The sequence below is a fragment of the Microcoleus anatoxicus genome (assembly GCF_042465725.1).
Lineage (GTDB): Bacteria > Cyanobacteriota > Cyanobacteriia > Cyanobacteriales > Microcoleaceae > Microcoleus > Microcoleus anatoxicus.
Window position 1 is genome coordinate 4,189,558 of the sequence record NZ_CP120853.1, and the last position, 12,706, is coordinate 4,202,263.

Genomic DNA, 12,706 nt, shown 5'->3' on the forward strand with positions numbered 1-12,706 from the left:
TGACTTAATGTCCATACCTACCATAACTCCAGAAACGCCCTATGTGGACATATCATTATCAAGAGTTGATAAACAGCAGCAATCAAATCTCAATACTTTTTTTGGCAAAGGGCGCGCCAATAAATCTGGTAAAGTTATCCCAAGAGATTGGTACGAAGTTGAACTTATTGTGGATACAAAAACAATAAGCGATCCTATCTACCCAAAAGGTAATTTTCTCGCTCATACAGATGATGGTTTAACATTTGATTGCCAAACTCAAGGAGCAAATTATAAAAACTTTAGATCCAAGAATGACTTAAAAATTCTCGGCCGCTGGATAAAAGGTAAGTTAGAACAAAGTGGTGCTCTGAAACAATTTGAACCCGTTACTAGCGAGACATTGCAGAAGTACGGTAGAGACTATATCCGTCTGTATAAATTATCGGATTATGACTACTACTTAGAATTTGATGTGTCTATGCAGCACAAAATGCTGAAAGAACTTCACATCAAATGGGTTGGCTCAGCCCCACAATTCGATGTGGAGTTTGGTGAACGAATTAATTTATTTACCGGAGATAACGGTTTGGGAAAAACCTTTTTGTTGGATGTTGCGTGGTGGGTACTAACCGGAAATTGGTCTGAACATCCTGCTTTTCCCCAACAAGTAGAAGGAGAGACACCAGAAATTATATCTCTTTTGAGCAATCAAAAAGACTCTGAGGAGTACAGAAGTCTATTTAGTTATTCCGATCAGAAATGGCTCAATCTGCGAAGGTCTCCCAGTTTGAAAAGCTTGATTATTTATATCCGTGTTGATGGATTTTCAGTTTTCGATTCTACTCGCCAGCCCTCAAGTTCTTATCATTTTACTAGCGATAGCCTCTGGAATGGATTAAGAGTAGGTGATAAAGTCCTATGTAATGGTTTAATTCACGATTGGGTAAATTGGCAACGTCAACCCGATAGATCCCAATTTGAACTTTTATCCCACGTAATTCAGCAACTTGCTCCCCATGCAGATGAATGGATGGAACCGGGAGAGCCAATGCGAGTTTCTGTTGAGGATGTTCGTAATATTCCTACACTTAATTTACCTTACGGTAATGTCCCTGTCATCTACGCATCAGCAGGAATAAAACGTATTTTAGGATTAGCTTACTTGCTGGTGTGGGCTTGGTACGAACACACGCTAGCATCTAAGCTGCGACAGCAAGAACCTGTGGATCAGATGATTTTGCTGATGGATGAGGTTGAAGCTCACTTACATCCTCAGTGGCAACGATCTATTCTGCCCGCCATCTTAGAAGTCGCTATAAATATCAAAAAAAAGATAAAAATTCAAGTAATAGCGACTACTCATTCTCCTCTGGTACTTGCCTCTATTGAGCCTCAATTTGATGAGGAACAAGATAAGTTATTTTTGTTTGAGTTACAGGGTAAAGATGTAACTCTTAATCAAGTTCCTTGGACAAAACATGGGGATGCTGTTGGTTGGCTAACTTCCGATATTTTTGGGTTGAAACAGGCTCGTTCCCGCGAAGCAGAAATAGCGATTGATGCTGCGTATACCTTCATGCGAGGAGAAAGCCTGGACACTTTTCCTGAATACCTAAGAACTAAAGAGCAAATTCATCAGGAACTCCTGCGAGTTTTACCAGAACACGATCGCTTTTGGCCGCGATGGATTGTGAGCACCGAGGTAGAGTAAATATGATGCGATTTACTCCGCCACCGGAACCACCGGATTTTGAGCAACAGGTGCGAAAAGCAGGCAATAATTGGTTAGTTAACAATCCTGGGAAAGAACCAAAAGATTTTTGGTCTACCTTAAAACCCGCATTAGCTAAAGGGTTCCAAAATCTTTGTGGCTATTCAGTTATGTACATACCGAGTCGGATGGGAACTGTCGATCATTATTTGAGTAAAAGTAAAGCAGAAAACCGCCATTTGATTTATGAATGGCAAAACTATCGCTATGCTTTGCAACGGGTAAATAGCTGCAAAGGAACTTACGATCGACAAATTCTCGACCCTTTTGAAGTAGAAGATAATTGGTTTGAAATTATTCTCCCTTCTTGTCAGTTAGTTTTGACTGATTTGGTGCCTTCCCACAAGCGCCAACGAGCTGAATTTACAATCAAAAAGTTACAACTTCAGAATAGTGAATGGGTGATAGAACAACGTCAGGAGTGGTATCGGATGTATCTAGATGGAGAACTAAATCTAGAAGGTTTAGAAAAGAAAGCACCTTTAATCGCTCGTGCGGTAAAAATAGCTTAATTAGTTAAATATAGTTTTACAATTCAAGAGCCAGGTCAATTTCTTGAACTAATTCTAAAGGGAAGAATGGCTTATAAATAGTCTTTATTACACCCAGCTTAGGAAACAGATAGCTTTCGGGTAAGTGGGTTTTTGCGGTTAATAGTACCACAGGAATGAATACGGTTATTGGATTGGATCGCAGGTATTGTAAAAAAGTAAAACCATCCATTTGAGGCATCATCATATCTAAAACGATCGCATCGGGAAGTTCCGTACTGGCTTGATGCAAAGCATCCTCTCCTGATGAGGCAGTTAAAACTTCCCAACCTCCGAATTTTTGCAAGCAAAAAGCCACAACTTCCCGGATAGACTCGTCATCATCTACAACTAAAATGCGTTTGGTAGTTGGATTGATAGTTTCCGAGTGATTGTTCTGGATAACTTGATTTGAACAGAGCATATTGATCATAGGTTTGCTCACTTTGAGTGTCAGATGGTCAACTCGATCGCCGACAGTTTCAGATTAGACGAAGAAAATGGAGAAAATATGAATTAATGCCCTGATTATGTCAAGAGATATGAAGTAATATAGCGTTCGCAAATGAATCGTAAATTTTCGACCCCACCCCAGCCCTCCCCTTAGCAAGGGGAGGGAGCAAGAAATTTACAAATGATTTGCGATCGCTATATGAGTTTGGTGAACCTTGAGTGAGGTCGATCGCCCTTTGAACCCAAATTTTCATTCCTAAAACCTTTTTCCTTCAGCTATACTATCAGGCACACCTACCGCAGAAATCCCGGCGATCGCCCTTAAATTCTGACACCGAATCAAAGCATTAAAATCCAACCCAGAACCTTCTATTTGCGCTACAGCCTCGATCGCCGATAGTAAATGTCTGGCGGCCTCTTCTTCGCTGTAACCGCGCCGGAGAGCTACTTTAATCGCCGCTTCGTCAGCCTCTAACTCTACTTGGGAACTCCGGTTGTCCCGCCAAATTCGAGTTACAGCAAGTCCCGTCAAACCGCCGGCGATCGCAGTGCCGATCGCATCTCCCTGCAATAATTCTACCACTGTTCCGACAACTCCCGCCAGAGCTGCCCCTTGATAAATATCGACTTTAAACCACTGAACATTTCCCAGAAAACTGACATTGCGTAATATTAGTAAATCTCGCTGCTGCTTAGACAGCAACTTCCACAGATCAAAATTAATATAAATTGGTCGATTGCGATTCCAAGGTAAAGGAAATTGACAGTCTATTACCTTTGATTGCTGTGGCTTATTAATGATTTTACACATCATGCGGCCGGAGGCTGGCATCACATCTAACAGGCGGCGAATTTCTGGTTCGGGATTCATAATTGAAGGAAGAAGGAAGAGGGAAGAAGGAAGAAGGAAGAAGGAAGAGGGAAGAGGGAAGAAGGAAGAAGGAAGAAGGAAGAGGGAAGAAGGAAGAAGGAAGAAGGAAGAAGGAAGAAGGAAGAAGTCACCCCCCCTAGGGGGGAAATTCAGGAATCAGGAAGAAAGAGATGGGGGAGAGAGGCTTGATATCAATTCCTCTCTTCATCGTCCTGTATTCATTTCTCTCTAATCTCTCTGTGTTCTCTGTGTTCTCTGTGGTTAAATCATTCCGATGGAACCGGAAACGATATGATTCCTTAGTCCCAAAACAGCAAGATAGGATGGCACAAAGTTCCGATCGAGTCATTTTCGGCAAGTAAGGCTTGACCACAATTGCTGCTTCAATGCCTACGAAAATATTGGCAGCACCGCTGAGTGCTTCTGCGCCACTCAAACGCATGGTCATATAAAAAATTTTGGCGAAAACTTCGGTTATAACTTGAATAACACCGATGTTATAAAGCAAAGCCATTAGGCCTGAAAAAACACCACTGTTGGCAAAGCTCGAAAGGCGAAAATATATCCTAAATTAACTGGAGGTTCCTGGCCTGTTATGGGTACAATGTTTTTGCCGAATACAAATCTCGCCCCCGCATCAGCCGCGGTAAATACGCCATCAAGTAAGCTAGTAAACCACTCTAGGGCGATGCGAGTTGGGGGAAAGAGGAACACTAAAAATCCTAAGAGTAATTGCAGCCCAATACCCCAGATGATGACCCGCCACGGTATATACTGAGGTTTGCGGTTTTCGGAAAACATCCAGGCGATCGCGCATAAGCCAAAAATGCCCAGAAATGAGATAAAGTTGTAAATAGACATGACCCTAGTCCTTGAAATATCTGAGAATATCGGCTGATGCCTTATATCAAATCAGTTATACTCTTCATTTGAGGGCAAATGTCAAAAAAATTAACTGTACGAGTTCTGCGGAGCTTTCGCAACCCTTGATTTGCCTTAATTACCAGCAGTTTAATCTAAACTCGAACACATGGAAGCTTTTGCTCCAATTCCTCCCGAATGGACTGCGACAGCAGTTCACGCTCATCAATTCTGCTGTCCGAAATGCGGTGCTAGCTGCACGGAGGCGCAGGAGGTATGGATTAATCGTCGATCGCCAGTATACACCGAATTCAACCGTCGCAAGTGGCAGGAATTTTATCGCTGTCAGTGCGATGGTGTTTGGTGGGCCTGGAGTAACGATCGCCCTCCTTCGGAGCTTGTGCGTCGCGATGAGAGCACCACTGACGACTCAGATGATTTCTGAAAGTTCAAGTAATAGTAGTTTTCTCTAGGTGGAAATCAAGTGCACAGGAGTAGGGACTTAGGTTTGGTCTAAGTTCCTACCGGAAATCTGTAGTTTACTCAACAGACAAAGGGTATCTGGATGAATATATATATTAATTAATACAGTACATCAAGCACTCCCTGGACTACGCCGGCCATCACTCTTTCGATGAGAATTAATTGATGTTCGTCGATGGATTCATCTAAAAGCATTAACTTAATCCGCTGTCTGTCAGCACGAGTCAGTTCCCCGTCCGCAAATATTTGATCGACTATTTCTTCTGTTAAAAATGGGGAATCTTGAGTTTGTGTGGTTGACATGGTTGGTCTCTCAAATAATAAATAGTCTGTTTTTAAATTCATCACAAAATCCAGATTATTAGGTGGTTTTGGGGAATCGCTCAATTTTTTTTTATAATTTTATGACTTAGGGGGCATTTTGTCAAGACACTAACTTTATAGAATGGGGAATGGGGAATGGGGAATGGGGAATGGGGAATGGGGAATGGGGAATAGGGAATTTGAGTTTTATGCGGAGGGTGCATTTCAATTTGGTAAGGGCGAAGCATGACCGCAGACAATTTATTAGCAATCGCCAGAGATTTACGGAGGTCATGCTTCGCCCCTACGAATATATTTGCAAAAATGAGATGCACCATATGCTGACCGAACTGTTCAATCTAAAATCTAAAATTCCCAATTTAAAATTTCAAATCGAATGACTTATATTCGCTCTGCTATAATTCTGAGTTTAGCGATTTCACTGCTACCCCTAGCAGTGAAATCGCAACCTGTGGTGCCAGCACCTGACGGTACTAATACGGTGGTGAATGCCGAGCAAAATCGATGGAATATTAGCGGTGGCAAACTATCAGGAAACGGCACAAATCTGTTTCACAGTTTCAGTCAATTTAATTTAAGCGAAGGTCAAATTGCCAATTTTCTCACCAATCCCAAGATTCAAAATATTTTAGGTAGAATCACTGGTGGCGATGTTTCTTTGATTAATGGCCTCATCTCCGTCAGCGGTGGCAACTCAAATTTATTCCTGATGAATCCCGCAGGTATTATCTTCGGTCAAAATGCTAGATTAAACGTGCCGGGGTCTTTTTTTGCAACCACGGCTACAGGGATTGGTTTTGGCGAGAGTTGGTTTAATAGCACGGGTATCAATGATTACAAATCCTTGGTGGGAAATCCCACTCAATTTAATTTTAATAATTCACAAATTGGTGCCATTGTCAATGCGGGAAACCTGGTAGTTGGCAACGGACAAAGTTTAACTTTGCTCGGAGGCACGGTGATTAATACAGGACAATTATCGGCTCCTGGTGGTCAAATTACTGTGGCGGCTGTGCCGGGAAGCAATGCTGTTCAGATTAGTCAAGCGGGCAATTTATTAAGTTTAGAAATTACTCCGGCTTTGCAGTCAGAAAACAACCCGATCGCCCCGGTAGCTTTGCCACAGTTGCTGACAGGGCCAGGTGTCATGTCAGCCACAGGTTTAACGACTAATGCAAAAGGTGAATTGGTGCTCACAGGCGGCACAACAGTGGGGGTAAATGCTGCAAGTACGATCGTCTCCGGTTCAGTCAATGTGTTTGCGCCTGCGGGCACCAGAGGCGGCAGTGTCAATATTTTAGGCGAAAAAGTAGGCTTGTTCGGTGCGACTATCAATGCTTCGGGCATTGAGGGTGGAGGTGTGGTGCGCGTGGGAGGAGGTTTCCAGGGGCAAGCACCCATACCCAATGCCTTGGTAACATACGTTAGTCCTGACTCTAGCCTCGCACTAAACGCGATCGACCGTGGTAATGGTGGCCTAGCGGTAATTTGGGCCGACAACATCACTCGCTTCTTTGGCAATATTACTGCCCGTGGCGGTAGTGTCGGCGGTAACGGTGGAGAAGTGGAAGTTTCCGGCAAAAGTTCTTTGATTTTCCAAGGAGAGGTCGATACCCGCGCGCCTAACGGTGCGATCGGCACTTCGAGGCTCGATCCGGCAAATATTACCATCGTCAACGGTAAGGGCGAAACCAGCGCGCCATCCATGGGCGGGGAACTCGACACCGCCACAGAATCGAGTTCAACCACCATCTCCGAAGTGCAGTTAGAACAGATGAGTGCCGGCAGCAATGTGGTTCTAGAGGCAACCAACAATATCATCCTCCAAGACTTGGCGGACAACAGACTGGGACTCCAAGCAAGAACAGGAGACAGCGTGACATTTAATGCAGGTGGAGTGTTTTTTGTCAATGACCCCAAGGATTCGATCGAGACTCAAGGCGGTAACATCAATATTTTTGCTAGCAGCATCTCTGTGGGTGGACTCAATGCTAAGGGCGGCAATATCGCTCTCACCGCTAGCGGCATTGATTTGAGAGGCGATCGCGGTTCCGTCAGCAGTGCGGGGGGGACAATTCGCTTGCAACCCGATGACGATCGAGCAATTCGGATCGGCGGTACCGGTGATATTTTGGGCATTTTGGACTTGACGGCAGCGGATATCGGTGCTTTGGCGGGGGATTTTCGCTCGATCGCCATCGGGCGGGAAAACACTCGTTCGATCGCCATCGTCGGGCCCACCACCATCCTCAGCCCCCTCACCCTTCAAGGAATATCCATCGATATCCAAAACCCCTTGACAGCCATCGGTGGCGCTTCTTTGACTTTCGAGGCGGCTCAAACGGCGATCGGCGGTAACATCGCTACATCCGGCGGTGACATCACTTTCAACAGTCCCGTCACCCTCAGTCGCAACGCCACCATTGCCACCACTGCTGGTAATATCACTTTTGCCCAGAGTCTCGACAGTGCCATGGATACAGCCCCTAATTTGGCCTTGCTAGCGGGCGGCAACGTTACTTTTGGCAGCGCGATCGGGCAAACTCAAAGCTTGGGCCTTCTCAGGGCTGATGCTGCTGCGGTGACGGGGAATGGGACAATTACCACGGGCAATTTCCAGGTGAACGCGCGCAATTCTGTTACCCTGCGGGGGAGTACGACAGCTACTTCTGGAGCTGATATCAAGGGGGAAAATGTGCTGTTAGAGGGGAATTTGAGGACGGATGGTGGTGCGGTGAACTTGCAAGCAACTCGTGAGGTTCGGACTGCTAATATTCTGTCTAACGGCGGGAATATTCGGGTTAAGGGAAATAGTTTGACTGTGGGTGCGATCGATTCGGGGGTGTCTGGGGGCACTGGTGGGGCGATCGTCCTTAAAAGCAATGCGGGTGCTTTAACGGCGGGTGCTTTGAATGCTTCAGGGGCGATCGGCGGCAATATTTCTCTCACCTCGAAAGCGGCTATTTCTGCTTTTGATGTCAACGCCGCCGGCAGTGTGGGAAATGGCGGCAATGTCTCTCTAAATGCGATCGGTAATATTCAATTAGGTTTCATCAACGCTCAAAGCGGTACCGCAGGGAGTGGTGCCAATGTTGATATCACCACCAAGGGTTTGTTTCGATCGAACAATGTGTTTAATGATATTTCCGGCAATATTTCCAGTATTTCTAGTGCCGGAGGTGGGAATCGCGGGGCGATCGTGATTCGACATTCCGGTGGTAGCGATCGACCTTTTGTCATTGGTAGCGATGGGGAAAATGGCACGCGCGGAAGCATTAATGCTGGGGCGGAAAATGCTATTTTGCCTACTCTTTCTTTTTGGGAAACTTACACTCAGGGAAGTTTTTTAAATCAGATTTCCCTCATCACCAACGGTGCGTCACCGACTCCTATACCCATTCCCCAACCAATCCCCGTTCCAGTTGAACCAATTCCCGAAATAATTACCCAACCTGTGACTGTCGTAAATCCAGCCCCTATAAATCCAATTACTAAGCCATCTATTCCTCCATCTTTACAAGTAGAATTGCGGCCGCCCACTGGTAAAAATTCTCCAGTGAGTTCCACCTCTTCCACTTCTTCTAACCGATCAAATTCTACCGGGGCTGGAGTTTTAGCCTTTGAGCGAACATTTACGCGGGAATATGAAAAATATTTGGATTTATTTCCGAGAAAGCCGATTACTAATATGTCGGTGATTTACGAAATTCTTCGTAAAAATGAGGCGATTACAGGGGTGAGATCGGCAATTATTTATATGAATTGGGTCAGTAGTGATGACGCAAAAGCTACCCAAGAAAATGGTGGTGTTTTAGTAGCTAGTCAGGATTTATCTAATTTATTACCTATCACAGAAAAGCGGACACCAAAAACAGGTGACTCCGATCGCTTTTTAGGAGAACCGTTGGGGGAGAGGTTGAACCCAAAAACCAAAGCAGTTGCCGATCTTCCTAAAGGAGAGATTTTGGAGTTAGTGTTAGTAACAGCTAATGCTCAACCCCAGCGGTTTTTAATCCCCAAAGCGACTAGGTGGCAGGTATTGCAATTGGCGGACTCATTTCAAACGGAAATTACTAATCCAAGACGCAGAAATAGTATTAGTTATTTGGATACTGCTCAAAAACTTTATAACTGGTTAATCGCGCCCTTAGCTTCAGAAATCACAGCTTTAAAGATTGATAATTTGATGATAATTCCCGCTGCTGGGTTGCGAAGTGTTCCCTTTGCAGCCTTGCACGATGGTAAACAATTCTTAGTTGAACAATACAGCCTGAGCGTGATACCGAGTTTGAGTTTGACTGATATTGGTTATGATAATATTGCTGATGATGAAATTTTGGCAATGGGGGCTTCGGTGTTTGAAGATAAAGCCCCATTACCTGCGGTGCCTGTGGAGTTGGAGTCCATCGTGCCACCCGATCGAGGACAATCTTTTTTGAATCAAGATTTTACTCTACGTAATTTGCAATCTCAGCGACAAAATCGACCTTTTGGGATAATTCACTTAGCAACTCACAGCGAATTTTTGCCGGGGGAACCAAAAAATTCTTACATTCAGTTATGGGATACTAAGTTGCGCATCAATCAAATGCGACAGTTGCGGTGGAATGAACCGGCGGTAAATTTGTTAGTTTTGAGCGCCTGTAGTACGGCTTTGGGCGATGAAGAGGCGGAGTTGGGGTTTGCGGGTTTGGCGGTGGCTAGTGGTGCTAAATCGGCGTTGGCGAGTTTGTGGGAAGTCAGCGATGATGGGACTTTGGGGCTGATGACGGAGTTTTATCGACAGTTGCGGCTACCCAGAAGTGGGGGTAATTTGATTACGAAAGCTGATGCTTTGCGACGGGCGCAATTGGAGCTGTTGCGGGAGCGGGTACAGATTCAAGATGGGATGTTGCGGGCGATCGCCCATAATGAAGCGATCGCTTTGCCGCCCGACATTGCTATGCGGGGCGATCGACTGCTTTCTCATCCTTATTATTGGGCTGCTTTTACCCTAATTGGCAACCCTTGGTAATGGAGGGGATTTGATAGGACTAACATCTGCTATATCAATCCTTCCAGGAGTCGTAAATATTTTTACCCCACCCCAACCCGGACCTTATATAAAATCCTATCTTCATCGTCCTGTATTAAACTCTCTCTTCTCTTCCTTCGCGTCCTTTGCGCCTTCGCGGTTAAATCATTCCGATACAACCGGAATTGATATTACTAAGGGGAGGGAGTAAGAAATTCACCAATGATTTTAGGATTGCTATATATCAAGTCGGAGCTCGCAGTCGCAGTATTCTGAGTAGAGTATTGAATTGGTCAGGTAAAGGTGCGATCGCCTCGATTAATTCTCCTGAGATGGGATGCTGCAATTGCAGCCGCCATGCGTGGAGGGCTTGTCCGGTTAAATTCACCCCTATAGAACGGTTGGAACTGTACATAGGATCGCCGATAATCGGATGTTTGATCTCGGCTGTATGGACGCGAATTTGATGGGTGCGACCTGTTTCTAATTGATAGTGAATTAGACTATAGTTACCAATTCTTTCTTTGATTTGCCAGTGAGTAATTGCGGGGCGACCGCCTTTGTCTACGGGTACTACACCCATTTTTTTGCGGTCTGTGGGATGCCGACCGATTGGTAAGTCGATCGTACCTGTTTCGGCGTTAGGAATGCCATAAACTATGCCTAGATATTCGCGGCGGGCGGTTTTGGTTTTGAGTTGGGCTTGCAGGTGTTGGTGGGCGATGTCAGTTTTGGCGATCGCGATCGCCCCTGTGGTATCTTTGTCCAATCTGTGGACGATTCCAGGCCTTTGAACTCCACCGATTGCTGCTAGGGGACAGTGGGCTAGTAGGGCATTTACTAAGGTGCCATCTGGATGTCCGGCGGCCGGATGGACGACTAATCCGGCTGGTTTGTTGATGATAATTAAGCTGTCGTCTTCGTAGAGAATATCGAGGGGAATTGATTCGGCTTGTAAGGAAGTGGGCTGGGTATCGGGGAGGGTAATCTGGATGCGATCGCCCGTTTTTACTGAGATTTTTTTGGATGTGCAAGTTTCGTCATTGACTTTGACGTTCCCCTGTGATATGAGGCTTTGGATGCGCGATCGGGATAAATCTGGGATTTGGTTTGCCAGCCAAATATCTAATCGCGAATTAACATTATTTTGATTAAATTCCCCTGTATTTTCAACTATGTATATTTGTTTGGTATCTATTTCTATCATTTAGTTTCTTTGGTTATGATTGGTAAGTTATTGTATAATTATAACTTAATATATTGTAATTGAGAAGGTTTTAGCTAGATATTTCAAGAGTCCAGATGTTGAAGCGGAGTGGTAATGAAGGAGGTTATTATGTCCTATAATAGAAACATATTTATCGGAGATTACCATGCAAGCATACAAACTTAGAGGTAAAATCGATGCAACTGGCAACTTGGTAGTTGTCGAACCCGTGAATATGCCGCCGGGAGATGTGGAAATCATTGTCTTGCAGCTAGCCGATCCGGTTGTCAATTCTCCAGATCCGCTAATCCAGTCTCAGGAAGCTAAGCCTAAAAGAAAAGTAACCACTAAAATCAAGGCTTTGCAAGCCTGGTTTGAAAATACTCAACCTGTATCACCTGACTTCGATGCAGAGGAAGCTAGATGGGAAGCATTAAAGGAGAAATACAATCTGTGAAAATCTTGCTAGATACCAATATCATCTTAGATATCGCCCTTGAAAGACAGCCATTTTTTGGCGAAAGTGAACAGGTTTTGTCATTAGTTGAACAAGGAGAAGTAGAAGGCTATATTTCAGGTTCTACTTTTAGTGACCTTTACTACATTATCCGTAAACCTAAAGGTCGAGATTCAACCCTTGAGTTTTTGCGGCAGTTAGCAACATTTTGTCAAGTAGCAACAGTAGATAACTCTGTTATTTCAATGGCATTAGCTTCCAACTTCAAGGATTTTGAAGATGCGATTCAGTACAGCACTGCTGTAATCAATCTAATTGATGCCATTGTCACCCGCAACCCGCGAGACTTTCCGGTTACTACTCCTCGAATTGTAACTCCCAATCAATTAATTCAAGAACTAACTAATTCTCCATAATTAATCAGGACTTACGCACGGGTAGCCAGAAACCTGGTTTTTACGAAAATACTTCGTGACAGCGCAGAAACTCCCAAAAACCCGGTTTCTTTGCCTACGACGAGTGCCCAGAAACCGGGTTTTTACCAAAATACTTCGTGACAGCGCAGAAACTCCGAAAAACCCGGTTTCTTTGACTGCGACGAGTGCCCAGAAACCGGGTTTTTACCAAAATACTTCGTGACAACACAGAAACTGCGAAAAACCCGGTTTCTTTGACTGCGACGAGTGCCCAGAAACCGGGTTTTTACCAAAATACTTCGTGACAACACAGAAACTGCGAAAAACCCGGTTTCTT

At 44.7% G+C, this 12,706-nt stretch carries 12 protein-coding genes and 1 pseudogene; 8 read left to right on the forward strand and 5 right to left on the reverse strand.

The features are described 5' to 3' along the window. Nucleotides 1-7 precede the first annotated feature (7 nt). Both P2A85_RS18090 and P2A85_RS18095 read left to right on the forward strand, forming a co-directional pair. A complete protein-coding gene (locus P2A85_RS18090) occupies nucleotides 8-1,693 on the forward strand; it encodes an AAA family ATPase (protein ID WP_377474408.1) in 1,686 nt (561 codons plus the stop codon). A gap of 2 nt (nucleotides 1,694-1,695) precedes the next feature. Next, the gene (locus P2A85_RS18095) at nucleotides 1,696-2,265 is read left to right on the forward strand and encodes a hypothetical protein (protein WP_377474410.1); all 570 of its coding nucleotides are present in this window, start codon (nucleotides 1,696-1,698) and stop codon (nucleotides 2,263-2,265) included. A gap of 16 nt (nucleotides 2,266-2,281) precedes the next feature. Here the strand turns inward: P2A85_RS18095 and P2A85_RS18100 are convergent, their stop codons facing one another. Next, nucleotides 2,282-2,716: a response regulator gene (locus P2A85_RS18100; RefSeq protein ID WP_377474412.1), complete on the reverse strand. Its 435-nt coding sequence runs from the start codon at nucleotides 2,714-2,716 to the stop codon at nucleotides 2,282-2,284. A gap of 276 nt (nucleotides 2,717-2,992) precedes the next feature. Next, the gene (locus tag P2A85_RS18105; RefSeq protein ID WP_377474414.1) at nucleotides 2,993-3,607 is read right to left on the reverse strand and encodes a DUF3318 domain-containing protein; all 615 of its coding nucleotides are present in this window, start codon (nucleotides 3,605-3,607) and stop codon (nucleotides 2,993-2,995) included. A 2-nt stretch (nucleotides 3,608-3,609) separates the two neighbouring features. Between P2A85_RS18105 and P2A85_RS18110 the strand changes: the two genes are divergently transcribed. Further along, a complete protein-coding gene (locus P2A85_RS18110; RefSeq protein ID WP_377474416.1) occupies nucleotides 3,610-3,747 on the forward strand; it encodes a hypothetical protein in 138 nt (45 codons plus the stop codon). 152 nt (nucleotides 3,748-3,899) lie between these two features. On the opposite strand, the pseudogene P2A85_RS18115 reads toward P2A85_RS18110, so the two are convergent. After that, a pseudogene (locus P2A85_RS18115) lies at nucleotides 3,900-4,468 on the reverse strand (Na+ dependent nucleoside transporter N-terminal domain-containing protein); the annotation flags it as partial. Nucleotides 4,469-4,637: 169 nt separating this feature from the next. Here P2A85_RS18115 and P2A85_RS18120 point away from each other — a divergent pair. Continuing rightward, nucleotides 4,638-4,913, forward strand: coding sequence for a hypothetical protein (locus tag P2A85_RS18120; RefSeq protein ID WP_371115860.1), 276 nt, complete (start codon nucleotides 4,638-4,640; stop codon nucleotides 4,911-4,913). A gap of 137 nt (nucleotides 4,914-5,050) precedes the next feature. On the opposite strand, the gene P2A85_RS18125 is transcribed toward P2A85_RS18120, so the two are convergent. Continuing rightward, nucleotides 5,051-5,254, reverse strand: coding sequence for a hypothetical protein (locus P2A85_RS18125; protein ID WP_377474418.1), 204 nt, complete (start codon nucleotides 5,252-5,254; stop codon nucleotides 5,051-5,053). Between the two features lie 149 nt (nucleotides 5,255-5,403). Here P2A85_RS18125 and P2A85_RS18130 point away from each other — a divergent pair, with 149 nt between their 5' ends. Both P2A85_RS18130 and P2A85_RS18135 read left to right on the forward strand, forming a co-directional pair. After that, nucleotides 5,404-5,655: a hypothetical protein gene (locus P2A85_RS18130; RefSeq protein WP_377474420.1), complete on the forward strand. Its 252-nt coding sequence runs from the start codon at nucleotides 5,404-5,406 to the stop codon at nucleotides 5,653-5,655. Further along, on the forward strand, nucleotides 5,652-10,289 hold the full coding sequence (locus P2A85_RS18135; RefSeq protein WP_377474422.1) for a CHAT domain-containing protein: 4,638 nt from the start codon (nucleotides 5,652-5,654) through the stop codon (nucleotides 10,287-10,289). The genes P2A85_RS18130 and P2A85_RS18135 overlap by 4 nt, the downstream gene beginning before the upstream one ends. 244 nt (nucleotides 10,290-10,533) lie before the next feature. Here the strand turns inward: P2A85_RS18135 and P2A85_RS18140 are convergent, their stop codons facing one another. Beyond that, nucleotides 10,534-11,496: an RluA family pseudouridine synthase gene (locus P2A85_RS18140; protein WP_377474424.1), complete on the reverse strand. Its 963-nt coding sequence runs from the start codon at nucleotides 11,494-11,496 to the stop codon at nucleotides 10,534-10,536. 166 nt (nucleotides 11,497-11,662) lie between these two features. Between P2A85_RS18140 and P2A85_RS18145 the strand changes: the two genes are divergently transcribed. Together P2A85_RS18145 and P2A85_RS18150 are read left to right on the forward strand one after the other, a co-directional pair. Further along, a complete protein-coding gene (locus P2A85_RS18145; RefSeq protein ID WP_377474426.1) occupies nucleotides 11,663-11,953 on the forward strand; it encodes a hypothetical protein in 291 nt (96 codons plus the stop codon). Next, nucleotides 11,920-12,369: a type II toxin-antitoxin system VapC family toxin gene (locus P2A85_RS18150; protein WP_377474428.1), complete on the forward strand. Its 450-nt coding sequence runs from the start codon at nucleotides 11,920-11,922 to the stop codon at nucleotides 12,367-12,369. The genes P2A85_RS18145 and P2A85_RS18150 overlap by 34 nt, the downstream gene beginning before the upstream one ends. Nucleotides 12,370-12,706 lie beyond the last annotated feature (337 nt).